The 17,634-nt window shown below is 53.9% G+C and carries 12 protein-coding genes; 4 read left to right on the forward strand and 8 right to left on the reverse strand.

Annotated elements, in window-relative coordinates:
• The first annotated feature begins 179 nt into the window (after positions 1 to 179).
• A complete protein-coding gene (locus AB4Z33_RS06795; RefSeq protein WP_442049197.1) occupies positions 180 to 899 on the forward strand; it encodes a hypothetical protein in 720 nt (239 codons plus the stop codon).
• On the opposite strand, the gene AB4Z33_RS06800 is transcribed toward AB4Z33_RS06795, so the two are convergent.
• The gene (locus AB4Z33_RS06800) at positions 896 to 2,185 is read right to left on the reverse strand and encodes an ArsB/NhaD family transporter (RefSeq protein ID WP_442049198.1); all 1,290 of its coding nucleotides are present in this window, start codon (positions 2,183 to 2,185) and stop codon (positions 896 to 898) included. The two genes, AB4Z33_RS06795 and AB4Z33_RS06800, sit on opposite strands and share 4 nt — an antisense overlap.
• A 97-nt stretch (positions 2,186 to 2,282) precedes the next feature.
• On the opposite strand from AB4Z33_RS06800, the gene AB4Z33_RS06805 reads away from it, so the two are divergent.
• Positions 2,283 to 3,320 (forward strand): YkvI family membrane protein, encoded by a 1,038-nt coding sequence (locus tag AB4Z33_RS06805; RefSeq protein WP_442049199.1) that lies wholly within the window; start codon positions 2,283 to 2,285, stop codon positions 3,318 to 3,320.
• 22 nt (positions 3,321 to 3,342) lie between these two features.
• Here AB4Z33_RS06805 and AB4Z33_RS06810 read toward each other — a convergent pair whose 3' ends face one another.
• Genes AB4Z33_RS06810 through AB4Z33_RS06820 form a run of 3 tightly spaced genes read right to left on the reverse strand, consistent with a single transcriptional unit; the run spans position 3,343 to position 9,143 of the window.
• Positions 3,343 to 6,633 carry an AAA family ATPase gene (locus tag AB4Z33_RS06810; RefSeq protein WP_442049200.1) on the reverse strand — a complete coding sequence of 1,097 codons (3,291 nt, stop codon included), beginning with the start codon at positions 6,631 to 6,633 and terminating at the stop codon, positions 3,343 to 3,345.
• A 53-nt stretch (positions 6,634 to 6,686) separates the two neighbouring features.
• Positions 6,687 to 7,973: a metallophosphoesterase family protein gene (locus tag AB4Z33_RS06815; protein ID WP_442049201.1), complete on the reverse strand. Its 1,287-nt coding sequence runs from the start codon at positions 7,971 to 7,973 to the stop codon at positions 6,687 to 6,689.
• Between the two features lie 42 nt (positions 7,974 to 8,015).
• On the reverse strand, positions 8,016 to 9,143 hold the full coding sequence (locus tag AB4Z33_RS06820) for a glycosyltransferase family 4 protein (protein ID WP_442049202.1): 1,128 nt from the start codon (positions 9,141 to 9,143) through the stop codon (positions 8,016 to 8,018).
• Positions 9,144 to 9,293: 150 nt separating this feature from the next.
• On the opposite strand from AB4Z33_RS06820, the gene AB4Z33_RS06825 reads away from it, so the two are divergent.
• Together AB4Z33_RS06825 and AB4Z33_RS06830 are read left to right on the forward strand one after the other, a co-directional pair.
• Positions 9,294 to 10,466: a diguanylate cyclase gene (locus tag AB4Z33_RS06825; protein ID WP_442049203.1), complete on the forward strand. Its 1,173-nt coding sequence runs from the start codon at positions 9,294 to 9,296 to the stop codon at positions 10,464 to 10,466.
• A gap of 151 nt (positions 10,467 to 10,617) precedes the next feature.
• Positions 10,618 to 10,989 (forward strand): MmcQ/YjbR family DNA-binding protein, encoded by a 372-nt coding sequence (locus tag AB4Z33_RS06830; RefSeq protein WP_442049204.1) that lies wholly within the window; start codon positions 10,618 to 10,620, stop codon positions 10,987 to 10,989.
• Positions 10,990 to 11,021: 32 nt separating this feature from the next.
• On the opposite strand, the gene AB4Z33_RS06835 is transcribed toward AB4Z33_RS06830, so the two are convergent.
• The 4 genes from AB4Z33_RS06835 to AB4Z33_RS06850 form a co-directional block, all read right to left on the reverse strand.
• Positions 11,022 to 11,822 carry a polysaccharide deacetylase family protein gene (locus AB4Z33_RS06835; protein WP_442049205.1) on the reverse strand — a complete coding sequence of 267 codons (801 nt, stop codon included), beginning with the start codon at positions 11,820 to 11,822 and terminating at the stop codon, positions 11,022 to 11,024.
• Between the two features lie 30 nt (positions 11,823 to 11,852).
• Positions 11,853 to 12,527: a DUF1961 family protein gene (locus AB4Z33_RS06840; RefSeq protein WP_442049206.1), complete on the reverse strand. Its 675-nt coding sequence runs from the start codon at positions 12,525 to 12,527 to the stop codon at positions 11,853 to 11,855.
• The gene (locus tag AB4Z33_RS06845) at positions 12,524 to 15,112 is read right to left on the reverse strand and encodes an exo-rhamnogalacturonan lyase family protein (RefSeq protein WP_442049207.1); all 2,589 of its coding nucleotides are present in this window, start codon (positions 15,110 to 15,112) and stop codon (positions 12,524 to 12,526) included. Before AB4Z33_RS06845 ends, AB4Z33_RS06840 begins: the two co-directional genes overlap by 4 nt.
• A 154-nt stretch (positions 15,113 to 15,266) precedes the next feature.
• Positions 15,267 to 17,522, reverse strand: coding sequence for a helix-turn-helix domain-containing protein (locus AB4Z33_RS06850; RefSeq protein WP_442049208.1), 2,256 nt, complete (start codon positions 17,520 to 17,522; stop codon positions 15,267 to 15,269).
• Positions 17,523 to 17,634 lie beyond the last annotated feature (112 nt).

A 17,634-nucleotide genomic window follows, 5' to 3' on the forward strand; every position in this document is an offset into this window, starting at 1 on the left:
CCCTTTTCGATAACGTAACATAGGTCAGGCGGATAGTGCAACCTTCATGGCAGGTTACATAGTAAACCTATCGATTTTACGATCTACATGAGGAATATATTCCAAAAAGGTGGGCAAAAAGAGAAACTTTTTCCTATTTTCGAGCGTCTTATTCATGTAGATAGAAAGGACTGAATGCCATGAAACCACCTAGAGTAGAAACACCTGTACTTGCGAAACTAGCTGCAGCAGCCGTATTCGCATTCCTTGTGGCTGGTTGTCAAAGCCAGGCTGAACCTTCAACACCACCTGTCTCTGAATCAGCGGATGTGCAGCCGCTTCAAGAAGATAATAACGCGAACAGCCCCCAGAAGACGTATCTGGAGGATGAACATAATCAGGTTACGTCCGATGTGCCGAGCCCAGGCAGCGCAGGTAAAGAAAACCATACTCCCRGCGAGGCATCTGCGCTCCATAGTGACGAGCCTGATAAGGCTATCGTGAAGACGGAGAGCGAGGGGCAGCACTGGAATCCATCAATTCCGAAGCTTGTCGGAATTGGCATAGATGATTCCGATGCCGAGATGACCCATTTATTCGGAGAGCCGATGGACAGCTACATCCTTGAAGAAGGAGAAGAATCCGTCACCGTCAATGAGTATGAAGGGTTCGCTGTAGGTATTAACGGATCGCATTCTGTGCAGTATATTGAAGTATTCAACAGCCACATACCAGCTGGGCTTAGCGGACTTGCGGTTGGCGACAAGCCGGACACAGCTATTTCTTATCTTGGCAAGCCCTCCACCCAGACCGAATACTTGCTTACATACGAAGCGGATGGCGCAATGCTGAAGATTGACATCGATCCCGTGCTGAACGGCATCGTTTCCATAAAGCTGCTTGCTGCTGCAGACGACTAGGACCAGCTTTGAATACATAATCCAATCAATGATATAAGCAAAATAGGCAGCGTCAGGACGATACCGTATTTCGTATATTCCTTCCACCCCACTTCGACGCCTCCCCGCCTCACTAACTGCATCCAGAGCAATGTGGCGAGTGAGCCAATTGGCGTCAGCTTAGCGCCGACGGACGTGCCGATCAAGCTTGCATAAGGCAAGTAGTCGGGTCCGTTCACGCCTTCTATCGCAAGCGACGAGATGAGCACTGCCGGCAGATTGTTAATCGCAGAAGCCAGCAAGGCGAATATGAGCCCGGAACCGTAAATGCCGACCCATTCATGCTGTTCCGCCGCCAGCGTCAGCAACGAAGGAAACCAAGCGACTGCCCCGTGCACATGAAGACTGTATACGACCAAATTCATCGACAAGGCAAATACAATAATAAGCCAAGGCGCTTGCAGCACCGTTTGCTTGAATGGAGCTCGTCCCGCTCCGGCCGAGGCAGCCCATTGGACCGCTGCGCAGCCAAGCGCAATAGCCGCAACAGGAACTCCTAGTCTCTCCGAGCCTAAATAACCGATCATCATGAGAACGATGATGACCCAAGACAGACGAAACACTCTTTTATCTCCAATAGCAGACGCTGGCTTCGGAAATGTATCCGGTGTCAGATGATCTCCTTCACCCCCTACGATTCCCTTACGCAGGATGAACGCCGTGACGCCTATGGTAGCCGCTATAGCAAGCGCACCCGGCAGCAGCATTCTCGATGCATACTCCCCAAAAGGAATATTGAAGAAATCCGCCGTTAATATATTCGTTAGATTGCTCATCATGAGCGGAGCGCTTGCCGTATCGGCCATTAACCCGATTCCGAGCAAATAAGCAAGCCTGCCTCCGCGCGTAAGACGCAGCAGCGCCGTCACTTCGAGTACGATCGGCACCATAATAAGGATCGTACCGTCGTTGTTGAAGAAAATCGTAATCATCGCAGCCAATAGTGACAGGCAAATAAATAATACAATTTTGCGATGATGAAGACGGTGAACGATATGAAGCGCAGCCCATCGGAAGAAGCCGTTCTGATCAAGCAATGCCGTGAAAATCATAATACCGATTAACGAGAACGTCGCATTCCATACGAAACCCCAAATATAAGAAGCATCCTCTAGCTTCAATAAGCCTGCAACGAAGAGCAGGATAGCTCCCGCAAGYGCGAAAAATGCTTCGTTAATTCCTTTTGGCTTAATCAAAATGAGGATGAGTGCCGCTATAAATACGGCTATAGCAATTGCCATGGTCATGATTGCGGTTCCTTTCTAGCAAATATGTCATGCCTGTCCTCCTTGCGACATAACTTCTTAATAGAGAAGTTTGTTGCCGATTGGAGGAAGGTAGACGATGTGGAAGCGTACAGGCAAAGTACTGCAGATCGCTTCAACCTATGTAGGTACGATTGTAGGAGCAGGCTTTGCATCCGGTCAAGAAATTTTGCAGTTTTTCACCCGCTTCGGCTATTACGGCACGTTTACGATTGCGATTGCGACGATGCTGTTCATCTGGCTCGGCGCGAAAATGATGCTGATCGCAAGCGAAATAAACGCCAAATCGTATGAGGATCTCAATAAGGCGCTGTTCGGCGACAAATACGGTCGATGGATCAGCCACTTCATGCTCGTCGTCCTCATGGGCGTAACCGCCGTCATGCTCGCTGGAGCCGGCACCATCTTTTATGAGCATTGGAACATTTCCTACCAGTCAGGCCTGCTCATTACGGCCGTCGCTTGTTATTTCCTGCTGCGCAAAGGGATGAAAGCGATACTGACGGTTAATTCCATCGTCGTTCCGCTAATGCTCATCTTCACGGTATTCGTTATGTTCGATACGTTCCGCTCTCCCGGTGCGGACAAGTTCCTTACGCTGGCAAGCGATTATTCACCGTTGGCGGCATGGTCGGCGCCATTCTTGTATGCCGCGTTCAATCTGACGATGTCCCAAGCCGTTCTCGTGCCGCTGGGGGCAGAAGTAAAGGATCGGAAGACGATTATTGCCGGTTCTTGGGTCGGCGGGATCGGGATCGGCTTCATGCTGCTGGCCGGACATATCGCCTTATCGGTCCATATGCCCGGCATCCAGCAATTCGCTATACCGATGGGCGGCATAGCAAGGCAGCTCGGAAGCAGCGTACAATTTATTTATGTTTTTCTTATTTTTGCCGAGATCTTCACGACGCTTATCGCGGATATATATGGTCTGACGCTTCAACTGCAGGAACGGATGAAATGGACTCGCGGCGCGCTAACGATAGTCGTCCTCGCCATCTGCTATGTCGCCAGCCAGATCGGCTTCGGCACGCTCCTATCGACGCTGTATCCGATTTTCGGCTTAATCAGTCTTGGTTGGCTGTTTCTCATCATTCGCAGGCAAGCGCAAGCGTGACATTGGGAGTCGGTGTTGGCGATTAATTAGCAACAGAACTAAGCTCAACAAGCGAAGTTTCGCTGCCGTATTCTAGCAGCGCATCGCGCACATGCTCATGGCAGGTCATTACGATGACCTGCCTTTGCTGTGACAGTTCGGCAATAAGCTTCGCTGCGGCACGCAGCCGATCCTTATCGAAGTTGACGAACACATCGTCAAGCAGCAGCGGCAGCTTCACGTTATGCGAGGCTTCCTCCGCTAAAGCGAAGCGCATCGCTAAGTAGACTAGCTCAGCCGTGCCGCGGCTCAGCAGGTTGCTGTCAATAATACGGCGATCGGCCGTCTCCAGCCTTATCCCCGTCGCTCCTGGATGACTCAGCACCCTTATATATTTACCGTCCGTGAGTGTCTCGATCAGGCTTGAGGCATGACGCAGCACGACAGGCTGACGCTCCTCCTCATAGATGCGTTTCGTCCGGCTAATCAAGGCCGCGCTTACGGCAAGCATCGCATACCGCTCGGCATCGCCATCCAACTGCGCTAAGAGCTGCTCTCTGTCGGCCACCAGCCGCTGACGCTCCTTCGTTTGCAGAAGCTGATCGATCGATTGACGCAGCCGCCCTTTTTGCTCCAGCTGGTCCTTCTGCTGCGATTCGAGCTGCGCAAGCTCATGCACCGCTTCGTCATGGAGCGCGCGCAGCTGCTCCTCGTCATAGCTGTACAGCAGCTCTTCAAGCTCTGCCAGCCGCTGCTCGCTGAGACCGGCTGTCAGCTCGAGCTGCAGCTTGTTCAGCGCGAGCTCGAGGTCGGCGAGCGTACTGAGATGAAGCAGCGCCTCTTCGTACGCTGCTTCGCTTGGCAGGTCCGCTTCATGCAGCAAAGCTTGCATGAGCGGACGAAGCTCCGCGAGCGAGGATTCGATGCGAGCTATGTTATGCAGCAGCTCTTCTTGCTGCTGCCGGGCGCGAAGCGCCTGTTCCTTGGCGGCGGCATGACGGCGCGTCTCGGCCTGCAGCAGTCTCAGGCCGAGCGCCGGATCTGCCGGCAGTTGCCCTGCTGCGTCAGCGAACGCTGCGCAAAGCTTGGCCGCTTGCGCCTCGAAAGCGGCGAGCTGCTGCGTGACGGCGGCTTGCTTCGCCGTCAGCTTGTCATATTGGCGCAGCCGCTGCATCGCTTGCTCGGCAAGCTCGATTGCTTCGAGCGCCGCCGTCTGCGACATATGCGGCGGCAGCGCCCGCACCTCCAGCCAGCCGCGCCACTCGGCAACGGCTGCTTGCTTCGATAATGCAGCTGAGGCGGCTGCCTTGCTGCGTTCGTTCAATTGCTCGCGCAAGCGGGCGAGCTTACGCTCTTGTTCGCCCTTATTGCTTTCTAGCCGCTCCGTTGCCTGAAGCTTCTCCAGCCTTGCTTCAACAGCGGCATGCAACCCGCTGCGCAGCCGTTCTGCAGCCAATGTCTGCTCTGCCGATCGACCCTCTGCTTGGCTCGCGGAGGATAACAAAGCTGCCGCCGCGTGCTCAGGTTCGCGCACCACAGCGGCAAGCGCAGTTACGAGCTGCTGCTCCCGATCCCGAAGAAATGAGTCATTCGGGTATCGACCGGATGATCCTGCGCTGCGACCGCCGCTGCGTGAACGCCTGTCATTAGGCTTCTGACTTCTTCCGAATGCCAGAACCATGAGGACGAGTGCGACGATTGCCAGCACGATTGCGGCAATCCAGCCAAACCCGCTGCCGCCTTCCGCACCGCTACCTGCGGCGACAATGCCAAGCGCCACCGCAGCTCCGCCCGCTCCTGCCGCTCCAGCCCATACGGGCCCAGCTCCGCCTCGGCCCGCTGCCGCGCCGCGCAAAGCCGACGGGTCTATCCCGTCGGCCTCAGCGGCTGCGGCAAGACGCGTCCGCTCGAGCTCCCACTCGCGGAAAGCCAAGTCCAGGGCGTTCCACGCCCCACGAAGCGCTTCCCGCGTACGCGGCAAAAGCGCGAAGCCGCCGGCCGCCTGCTCGCCATCCGCGGCCGCTCGTTCGAGCGCCGCCTCCGCTTCGCCGAGCGCGCTCTCCACCTCGCGCTCTTGCCGCTTCAGCGCTTCTTGCTCCGCGGCGACCCGCTCTTCGCCGCGCATACGCTCTTCCTCCTGCTGACGCAGGCCGCGAATATAATCGCGGTCGGCAACCGTCACGCGGAGCTCGCGCAGCTGACGCTCCGTCCACTCCGGCGCGATGCTGCCCAGCAGCCCGCCTATCGCTTCATCATGCGATTGCAGCTCGGCTCGCAGCTCGGCCAGCTCCAGCTTAAGCAGTCGATAGCCTTCCGCCGACTGCACCATCGCTTCCGTTTCATCGGCGGTATCAATCAACGCTTGATCAAATTCGATCGCTTCAAGCTGCTTTTCCGTTATATACATTTGCTGCTTATAGCGCTCCAATTCGGATAAGCGCTCCGTCCTCAGACGCGACAGCTCACGCCAACTGCGCTCCGACTCGGTGTTTATCCGCGCTGCGTAATCGAACCGCTCGCGCTCCATGAGCAGTTGCTGCTTCTGCAGCCAGCCCGCCCTCGAAGAGCAAGCTTTCGCAAGCAATTGCTGCTTGGAAGCCAGCTGTGGAAGCGCTCGATCCCGCTCCGCGATCTCTTCCTCCAACCTCTCCGACTGGTGAACAAGCGAATTGTAGGCATCGATGGAATCCTCATGCTTGCGCAGCGCGGCTTCGATCTGTTCCAGCTCCTTAAGCTGCTTGTTCATCGATTTCGTCGAGCCCTTAGGCTTGAACAGCTCCTCCATCTCATCCCGCAGCTTTTTCTCGGCCGCAGCGATAGACTTGCCGTTATCCCAGCCCGCTTGATACAAATATTGACCAAGCTCCTCGCCGGACAAAGCTCCGACCTGCTGAAGCTCCGATAAAGTCACGGCGAACAATTGTCGATACATTCGATCGCCGATACCGCCTAAATAACGCCTCTCCAGCTCCGCTTGCAGCAACTGTACGCCTTCTGCCAGCCCGCTGTTGCTGCCAGCCTCCGCATTAAGCTCTCGCAGCGACAGCTTCCCTGAACCGTCCGTCGCATAGCGCTGAATGACATACGAGCTGCCCATCCCGTCACGCCAGAACAGACGGCCGCCATGTCGGCCGCCGTTCACCGGCTCCTGCCGCTCGGGAGCCTGTGCCGAGCCTCGGTTCGCGAAGCCGTACAGCATCGTCCGAATGAAGCCGAATACGGTGCTTTTGCCTGCTTCGTTCGGTCCATATAGAATGGTAACGGGAGCATCTAGATCGACCTTTGCGTCATGCAATTGGCCGAACCCGTCGATCTCAGCCTCCACAAGCCTCATTGTTATCCCCCCTCTAGCTGAACTGCCTTCAGCCCGGCCGAAGCGCTCAGCTCCTATCCATTCCCGCGCTCCTCTTCCGCAATAAGTCCAATCACATGCTCGCGCGATCGCTCCAGCCATCGCTCAGGCAGCTCTTCCCACTTGCTTCGCAGCAGCTTGCCCAGCTTCTGATTTCCCGCCATCACCTGGACAGCCTCTTTCGCGAATGACCGCCAGCTCTCGTCGCTGGACGTAAGCTGAGCGCTTAATCGGCACAGCTCACCGGCGAAGCTGTCCTCCTCTGCTATCTTCATCCAATCCAGCTCGGAGGCAGTCATATTGTCGAGTTCATATACCCAAATCATTCGATCGCCGCTCTCCTCGCTTAACTCCTGAAGCTGTCCTAGCAGCGCAGCGATAGCCTGCGGATCTGATAGTTGCCTATGAAGCGGACCTCGCCCTGCGAGCTCCAATCGAATCATTACAGAGCGCCCTTCCGCATCCAAACCAAGCCTAGTCATCGTCGCTTCAAGCTGCTGCAGCAGCTCATGCTCCGATGGGATGCCGGCAATTGATACTTGCTCGTCCAGCCAACGCACATCGTCCAGCGGCGTGAACCTAAGTTCTACCGCTCCCGCTGCCGTAACATCCACGATATAGCAGCCCTTCTGCCCGGTCTCACGCGGGTTTCTGCCCTGCGTATTGCCCGGATAGACGACATGCGGGTACTCATGAAGCACTTTGCGGTGATGAATATGTCCCAGCGCCCAATAATGGAAGCCTGCATTACTCGTAAGCTCGTCCAAAGTACAAGGCGCGTAGGGATCATGTCCGTTATCTCCGCCTACGTTGCCGTGCAGCATGGCGATGTGGAACGCAGCTCCTGGCATTGACCGATAACGAATCGCTAAATTTTCCGTTACGCTTCGGAAGCCGTACGAAATACCGTAAACAAAAGCAGCCAGCTCACCATCTCTTCGGTAAGCCGGCTTATGCTCGATATGATCTGCGCCAAATATATGTACATTCGAGGGCAGCTTAAGCTCTGCCCTTGCCCCGCTAAGCGGATCATGATTGCCATGAATAACGAATACGGCGATGCCATGAGCGGCAAGTCGCTCCCATTCGCGTACAAGCCGCAACTGAGCGCGAAGCGAGCGATCGGCTGCATCGAACAAATCGCCTGCCAGCACGATAAAATCCACCTTCTCGTCAACTGCCGTATCCGTTAACTGGCGCATAGCTGCGAATGTCGATTCGGTTAGCCTTTCCCGAAGCGCTTCCGGCGCCTTGGCCAAACCTTTGAACGGACTGTCCAAGTGCAAATCCGCTGCATGAATGAATCGAAACGGTACTGCCATGAACTCAATCCCCGCCTCTGTCTCTATATTAGCCGAACTGGTTTACTCCGGCTTCAGGTTTGTATACACTTTCTTGAGCTGTGAAATGACCCGTTGCAAGGAGTATACTTTTTTGGCTTTGTCCCAGCCTGCACGCGCTAGGTTATAGCGGTAGGTAGGATCTGTTACGACCTTCTCCAGCGCATCGGCAAGTGCCAGCGGATCTTCCGGCGGTACGAGCAGCCCGTTGACGCCGTCATCGATTTGTTCAGCGATACCTCCGACATTCGTTCCGACTAGGGCCAGCCAGCATAACGCCGCCTCAGCGAATACAGAGCCGAACGCCTCCGCCCGTGACGGCAGAACGAATACATCAAAGAACGGCATGAACTCTTCCGGGTGAAGCATATAGCCGTAAAAAATAATATCGTCGTACAAGTCCAGCTCCACCGCGAGCGCCTCCAGCTCCTCGCGAATCGGTCCGTCGCCGATAATATGAAGCACGAACGGATTTCCTCTGCGCTTTAGCTCGGCGCAAGCCTTCAACAAAATATCGAGTCCTTTTGCCGGCACGAGCCTGCAGACCGTAATTAGCTGCGTCACTTCATTTTCATGCGCGCTCGGCCTGAATCGTTTCTCATCGAAACCGTTCGGTATCACCTTTATAGCCTCAGGGTGTTTAACTTGCGGCGCAATATAGGAGCGGAACGACTCCGATACGGTCAACAGCTGATCCGTCTTCGCTTCCAGCTCCCCATATATTTTCATTAAAAATTGATGCTCCGGTCCACCCTCTTCRATTCTCCCATTCAAAATAAGCTCGCGCTCATAACTCGAGTGAATTGTCATCGCAACCGGTGTATCCGGGAACACCTGCTTCATGACGAGAGCTGCGATCGGATGATGCGCATGTATAATATCAAACGAGCGATTAAGACGAAGCCGTGTCCACCATACGTAATCGCGATACGTTTGAATGTATTTGTCGACCATTGCATTACCGCTGAATTCCGTCCAATCGAACGTTTGGAAAACAACTTCCTCTTGCCCCTTGCCTCTTACCCGCTTAGGCAGCGAGAACAACTCCATCTGCCAACCCAGCTTAATGAATCTTTCCTGTATATAAGGGACCATCGATGACACCCCGCCCGGCTGTTCCGGGGGGAAAAACAAAGCTTGCAATATATTCATGTGTCCCACACTCCTTCTTCCTGCTTCATACCCGTTTATGCTCGGCGGACAATGTGCCCAAAAAGCTTTTCCGTCACCGTAAAACATGATATATTAGAACATATGTTTCTGTAAAGCTAGTACATAACTACTTGATAACGAGGTTTAGACATGACAATTATTCAATGGCTTACGGGACCTAACGGACAGCTATTCTCTTCGGCGGCTGTCATCATTATTCTTATTCTTATGCTCTTTATGTCCATTAAGCTTTACGTCAGCTATCGTAACAAAGGCATCTATAAGTGGCTCACAAGCGCAATTCCGCTCATCATAGCCGAGCAAGTATTGCTCATTCTGCTCGCGTATCCCGGTTGGTCGTTATCACCATGGGTCTATCTAACCGCGACGGTGCTGCAAATCATTTCATTTATTATTATAAACTTTGTTTTCATGAAATTATATACTCATCGTTCCGCTCAGCTTAAAGTAATTCCTTTCATTATTATGATTATGTTAACGATCGTCATAGCAGGCGTTCAGTACGCAATTAATCCGTTCACGCCAGGAGCAGTTCCGGCCGGCTCGATACTGACCTTTCCGGCGCTTGATTTCTATGCCGTTATCGTGACGTTCATCATTCTGCTTGATACGCGCGGAGCCGAGATGAATGCGAAGTATAACGCAAGCCTTATTGTTTTCTTTATCTACGAGCTTTCTCGGCTTGCTGACAATTATTTGTTCCAAGGCTCGCTGTCATGGCTCATTCTGCTCAGCCATCTGCTGCCGATCATCTATTATACGATATTATTTTTATTGCTCTTTGATTGGGTTATTGATCGGCTTATCTCGACCTATCAATCCTCTGTTGTAGACGGCCTGACCGGGCTTTACAACCGGCGCCATTTCTCGGTCAGGGCGCAGAAGCTGCTCGCCCAGAACCGGCCAATGGCTATTATCTTCTGCGATATCGACAACTTCAAGAAGCTGAATGATACGCATGGCCATCACAAGGCTGACGGCGTACTGAAGCAAGTAGCCGAGATCCTTAAGGAAGAAACGAGCGGCATCGGCTCAGCCGGGCGTTACGGCGGCGAAGAGTTGCTGGCTTGCATGACCGCAGACAAAGTTAAACCGGAGATCGTCGCAGAAGCAATCCGCAGACGCGTCGAGCAGGAGACGATGGTTACCATCAGCGTCGGCGTCAGCACGAATAAAGAAGGCAAGGAAGTCCAAGAGCTTGTTAAGCTAGCCGACGAGGCCATGTACCATTCCAAGACAACCGGCAAAAACAAAGTAACGATGTTCAAAGCGATCTCATCCGCATCCAAAAAATCAATCTAATCCAGCAGAAATCCCCGCCTTCGCGAATACGCAGAAAGCGGGGATTTTTTTTACGATGAATCTATTTTGGATTTTGGATTCGTTTTGCAATCGTGATACGATTACGAATAGATTATGGATTCAGAATACGCACCTATTGGAGGATTAAACGATGACACATGATTTGAGCGGCATCCAAACAGCCAAGGGACTGGATATGCTGAAGCATGTCCGTACCATTTGCAATCCGCTTCCCGAAGTAACGGAATTGATTGACGGCCACGGCCATACAACCTTCAAAGTGAAAGACAAATCGTTCATCATCATGAGCGATCATGGCATAACCTTCAAATCGGACTTAAGCAATCAGGAAATATTGCTCCAAGAGGAACGCTTTTTCAAACCCGCTTATATCGGCCATCGCGGCTGGGTCTCGATCAGCGACCCCGAGGATTGGCAAGAGATGGCTATTCTATTGAAAGAGGCCTACATGCATGCCGCCCCGAAGCGCCTGTTGAAGCAGCTGTTAGAAACCGAGTATTAAAGGGAGGTTGATGCGATTCGTACACCTTATATTTAAGCCAATTTTACCGTGCCGCCGCTCTTAACCTCGATGATCTGCCCGTCTACGCTTAGCCATACGTTCATTGCCGACGCATTATAAACAAAGCTCATATCCGCTGAAAATTTCAACAAGCGATACGACTTCATATAATCGACGATTTCCATATTCGTAGCGTACCAGATGTTGTCTTGGCCCGATATTCGCTCGCAGAAGCTTTCAATCAATTCCCAATTGTTATCGTTGTCGAATTCATAGCTATGTCCCCAAACGTACATCAAATATAAATATTGGGATTTATGAAGACCCATGAATGCATCGGTTYTCTCCAGCAAGCGGTCGTTATGATGGCAGGTCGGCTGCCACTCATGCCAGTCGTCGGGTATGCCGAATCCGCCCGTCGTCTGAACCGTTCTCGCATATTCGATTCCCAAATAAGGCAACATCCCTTTAATCTCTTGGTTAAAAGAGCCGTTTGGGTAAGACATTCCTCTGACGGTATAACCGGCGAGCCGCTCCAGCTTTTTCCGGTCTTCGATGATTTCATGCACAAGCTGCTCTCTTGGAATACGCGCGATCGTTGGATGGGTCAGCGTATGGGCAGATACCTCATGACCTTCATACAGATTCGCGGCTTCCTCTTCGGAAATCCGGTTTCCATTCCCGAACAACCCGCCGTTCAAGTGAAACGAGCCTTTAATGCCGTAACGGTTAAATAGAGATATCAGCCTGCGGTCGGCCGTCGTACCGTYGTCGTAGCTCATCGTTAGCGCCTTGTGCTTCCCACCCGGGAAACATAACAATACGTTGGGCATGCGTTAAATCCTCCTATTTGTTCATCTTCCTTACGCGGAGCCGAATACTTTCAAATTCGCATACTCCGCTATAAATGGAGCCATCTGGCGAAAGCCGATCTTGCCCGCCCCGAGCAGCGGACCGAAGGTAGCGCCGTTATCCTCCCATGCGAGAATAGGCAGACCGTTAATCGTAAAATCGATTCGCGGTCCCCGCTTCAGTAGCAGCATCTCGTAAGAGGAATGGCAATCCAAGACGGAGGGCAGCGGATCAGCTCCTTGCACCGTTAGATGAAACCCCCGGCTTTTGCGCAGATTGCAGGTGTGAAATTGTCTTTCCTCGGCCCATCGCCTGCGATAATACGATAAATGAAATGCGTTGATATCGCCACTGTGATACTGATCATATATGCCAGAGCGAGGCATTAACGACGGATCGAATAGGTCGATACCGCCCGCGCCGCTAGCGGCAAAAAACAGAATCGCCAACCCCGGCTCCCGGATCGGCCGGAATTGCCATTCGACGGCCATGTCCGCCGGAAAGTCGTGCGGGCACCAAAGCACGAAATTCGCCTTTTGCCCTTCCTCCGCGTCTCTTGCGCTCYCCAGCCGCAGCCGCCCCAACGGAAACGACATAGCTGCTTCCCCTTCCATCCGGAAGTCGGCCAAGTCTGCCGGAGCGGCAAGCGGATTATGATAGAGCAGCTGCCACTCCGGCGGGATCATCGGACCGTCTCCGCTTCGCCGACAGGCAGCCATTCCGGAATCAGCTCGAGGCTGATAATCGTATTAAGCGACCATTGCGCGGCTTCGTTCGTGTTGATCCAATCGATCTCGCTTAAGGAGTCGACATACGTCACCGTTTCCGCCTCCTTCCGCAAATCTGTCTTGGCGAACGGATTGTCCAGCAGCACGGACCACGAATGCTGCGCCGTCCATTCGTCCTGTCTGTAATAAGCACCGAATGCCGCAATCGCAATGCTCAGTACTGGATGATGGAAGCTGTCATGGCTGATCGCTCCGCCCGTTATGAGGTCCTTCCGCTCCTGCGGCAGGTTGTAATAGATGCCGAAGTCGGCCATCATCGCTTCCCAGTGCGGATCCTTAAGCATTGCGGCCAGCTCGAACCATATTTGCGGCGCGCCCATGCAGATCGCGAGGTGGCGGCCCCAGTTATCGTCGCCAAGCGGCGTAAGCTTGCTCGTGCGAGGATCATAGCCGTATGTCGGTCCTGAGATCAGTCCGTAATTCGCATCCTTGACGCACTCGATTCCCGTTACAATTTTGTCCCGGTAAGCCGTATCTTCGAACCGCTCCCATCTCGTCATCCAATTCGAGCTGAATGCGGCCCAGTCCGGACCGATTCGGATATGCGTAGGATGTTCGTCCTTCGGAAAATAAGCACGCATCGGATCGAGATTGACCGTCGAGAAATCGGCATCCTTCACCTCGTCCATCAAATCGCCGATCCGCTCATCCGCGGTCAAATAATAATAGTAGCGGTGAAGACCGGCCATCGCGATCCGCGCCTCCTTGCAGCCGCAGCCCCAGTGGACGACGTTATGCCGGGAGCCTAGACCGGCATATTCCCCGAAATGATAGACATCTACTTCGCTTGTATGTCTGGTCATCGCTTCCGCAAGCCTGAACAAGTCGCCTCGTCCCGAACGCAGGAACATGACCCATAACCACATATTCGGTACAAGCTCGGTGTTTTGCCAAGCGCAGCCCCCGAGATCGTAGTTCCATACATGTCTGACCGGATCGTAGCTATGCATGAAATCGCCGTAATCCCAGAAGCCATACCATTTGCGCTGCTCCACTTCGGACATGTAGAAGGACGCGATGCCGTCCAGCCGCTCCTCCAGCATCGCTTTGGCCGGCGTGCTTCTGTCCGGCATGCTCCACAAGCCGAATGCACGCACTTCATGGAAGTACTCCGGCTCGCATACGAGCAGCGGCTCGGCATCCGCATGCTCCTGCATCGCCCTTAGCCGATCCGGAGAAGGCGTTTCCTCTTCGCACCATACCGTCAACTCGCTCGTATTGGCGATACCGTAAGGCGTTGCCCGCAGCTCCTCCGCGCCTTCGTAAGATGACTCCACATGCGTCTTCGTATCGTAATGACGCAGATCCATCGCCTCTCCGTCCGGCGACCAGAACCATGCGGTGAGGGACGCTTCGCTWCCCGCCGTTCCGTGAATGTCCAAGCCCGACGGATGCTTCCGCCAGAAGTCGCGTACGCCGACTGCAAGCCCCCCGCCTTCGCCGCCTGCGTAACCAAGGCCGCCTGCCCGCCTGCCTTCGGCTGATTTCACCCAACAGCATTGCGCCTGCGTGCGCTTCCAGATGCCGTAATGATCGGCCGATCGCTGCACCAGCTTGTAATCGTCCCATACGGCCGAGTCGTCAAGCAGGCCGAGAAAATAACGATCCTCCTCGGCGTCGAACTCGACTGGCACGCCTTGCGTCTGCCGTTCGAACAGCTCGCGGTATTTTCCCTTCGTGCGCCTCGTATGCAGCGTCTTCGGCGATTCGCTGAAGAAGCCTCTGTCTCCCGCGAGTCTTACGTGGCGGTTGTATAATGGCCCCCTCATCGGTACCGCGAACGAAATGCCAAGCGCTTTAATAAAATCCTCGTTTGGATTGCCGTCATAATGGAACGTATGAACGACACGGATCGTCCCGAGTCCGGCATAGAAATATAAACGCAGGGAGAACGGCAGCCACTCTCTGCCGGAGTTTCCGCCGCGGTGCTTTCCTTCCAGCTTCACGACCGCCCTGACCGGACCGTTTTGCTCAACCGTCACGCTGCGGATGCGCCCTTGGAAAGGTTCTTGGCGGATCGTTGTCGCGCCCGAAACGCCGTTTCGGCTCTCCTTAATCGATATAAGCGTTGCGCCGCTGCAGATTTCGCTGCCGCTTCGCACGATGCTTTCGATGAGATTGTTACCTTGCTTGCGTATCGTACAGCTCATCACTCCCGTATCAAGCAGAATCGTCTCCTCCGTCTCGCTCACTTTGACGCATGCTGGTCCGGAAGCACCCGCTCCCTTTGTAACCCGGTAACCGTCCTGCTGCTCGCTCGGCAGCGCTGCCGCATGGGCGGACCACTTGACGCTGCCGTCCGGCCAATAAGCAGCCGGCCAGCTTTGCATCGCGACCGGACCGCTGCCGTCCGCGGCGTGCAGGGCAAGCTGTTCGTCCCGGCGCAGCTCGCCCTCCTTCCATGGAATTCCCCACGTAACTCCGGCAGCTAAAGCCGCCGGCTCGTTAAGCCAACGAAGCTTGATAGACAATGGCGATGACAATCGAATCAGCCTCCTCGTTCCCCTAAGCATATGTGTACAACCTACGGTCATCGTATAGCGGCTCGCGATTGCCGGCAATTAGACATTATTGCTTGCAGAACGAATCGGCGCTTGCACATTTTGTCCCCGTTTGCACTATATTGTCCGCCAGTACCTATGACTGGCTAAGCTCGCGGTAGCGGCTTGGCGTCATTCCTTCCAGCTTCTTGAATATGCGATTGAAGTAGCTGTGCTGATAGCCAACCTGCTCGGCGACGTCGTTGATTTTGAGCCCCGATTCCCGCAGCAGCTCTTTCGCCTTTTCCATTCGCAGACCCGTCAAATAATCGATGAAGTTTTTGCCCGTTACCTGCTTAAACGATTTGCTTAAGAAAAACGGGTTCATCCCGATATGATCCGCGCAGTGGTCGAGCGACACGTCCTTCATGTAATTTTGCTGCAAATACACCATCGCTTGCTCGATCAGTCGTTTCACCTGATAATCCGAACGGTTKCCGAGCTCCCCTAGAAAAGGCGCGCATACTTTATTTTGGAACCAGGCGAGAATGAGCTGCGGCTCCCTGATTTGCGACAGCTGCTCGTACATATTGACGCATCTGAACAAGCGGTTCGGCTGAATGCCGGATACCATGATGGCATGCTGCACGCTGCCGAGCAAATGCAGCATGCCCTGCTGAACGTCGACCGCCTTCGCACCCGCATGCGACAAAGCGGCTAGAAAAGCGCTCAGCAGCTCATAAGCATCGCTTTCCTGGCCTGTGCGCAGCGCCTGAATGAACTCCCGCTCGAGCGCAAAAGGATAGGCCTGCTCGGCCGCTCCTTCTCCGACCGCATGCAGCCGGCTCATCGCGATCATTTGATTTTCGTTATTGAAATAACGCTGATTGGCGGCATGCTTGACCTCTTCGAACGCCAGAGGAATTTGAGCAACGGCATCCGACGGCTCGCTGATCGCAATCGTCAGCCGCATATTCAGGATGGAATTGACCGCATGGGTGAGCTCTTCGCCGAACAGGGCCAGCTCCTCCTCGCAGCTATCATCCTTTGGCGCAATGACGAGAAGCCCCGCGGCAAGATCATGGAAATTAATCGCTTTGCTTTGCTCGAAATGTTTGGCGGCAAACTCCTCGATCATATTTACCGCGGCGAACGTCACGAGACCTTCGTCCCCGTATTTGAATTTCCCTTCCAAGCTCGCAATGCCGGTCAACTGCACGTATATGACGATAAAACGATGGTTGCTTACGTCCCATTTGTACCTTCCCATCCGCTCGAGCAGGTCCTCCTCCGAATACGCGTACAGGTAGCCTTGCAGCAGTTGATGAAGAAAGCTCTCCTTCACGTATGGAAGCTGTTCGGACAACCTCGTATGGAGCTCCGTGCTTTCGCGGTTCAAATGGTTCCATTGCCGCTCGATTAGCGAAAATTCGTCCCCAGGGTCATCCGCAAGAGTTTTCTCTCCAAGCAGGACGTTCATAAGCCGCTTGACCGGCGAATAGATGGTGCGCGACGCAAACCAGGCAAGGACTGCCGCGATCAGCAATGCGCTTAAGCTAACCGTGAAGATAAGCTTCGAAATAAAGACGACCGGMGCGGTGATGCTCGATATCGGCGAAGCGGACACATAGGTCCAGCTGTCTGCAATGCGCGAGAACTTGCCGTAGGTCACCGTGAACGTAGCTCCGTTCCATTGGAGCAGAAACGAATCCTCCGTCTTGCCTCGCTCAGCGATTGCTTCTTTCAGCTGCTCGACGAACGCCGATTCGGAGTCACTTTCGCCGGTAGACGCAAACAAACTGCCGTTATCCTGCAGGAGAAAGGTCTTGCCGCCGTCATACGGCGTCATCGTGCGAAGCATATCGCCTACTTTTTCGTTGTCCAACCTAATATACAGCGCGCCAAACGGATTTAGACTTCCGCCCGGAATCTGATGAACGAGCGTCAGCTCTTTCGACTGGGGACGCTGGGCATTAAAGGACATGTCCGTCCAATACGCCACTTTGCCTGATTGAAGCAAGCTGTCGTATGTCGTTTTCTCTTGCTCGGAGGAAATCATGCCGTATTCGGGATCGAACAGGACGGGCTGCCCCTCTCCGCCCAGATATAGACCGACCAGCTTATTCATCGTATTCGAGCCTTGCATAACGAGCAGCGTCTTGGTGATGTCGCGCGCCTTCTCGAAATCCTGGATAAAATTGCGGCTGGAAAGGCTGTAATCGAATTTCGTGTCGAACGCCCAATGCGACAGCATGAGCTCCAAATTCGTCAGTTGCGCATCGATGTTGCGAGCTCTCTGATCGATCTGCTTGTTATGCATCTGCAGCAGCTCGCTCTTCAGCTTGCCTCCCGCCATCCCGTACACGAGCGCGCCGGTGATGAGTCCTGGAATGCTCGTCACGATCAAGATCATAATCAAACTTTTGCGATAAAAGCTTCCCTTCGTTGTCCCCTTACCGCTGTTTCTTTGAAAAAACTTTCGTAACCTTTCAAATCGCATATTCTCACCAACCGACTTCAAAATG

The sequence above is a fragment of the Paenibacillus sp. 2TAB19 genome (assembly GCF_052115185.1).
Lineage (GTDB): Bacteria > Bacillota > Bacilli > Paenibacillales > Paenibacillaceae > Pristimantibacillus.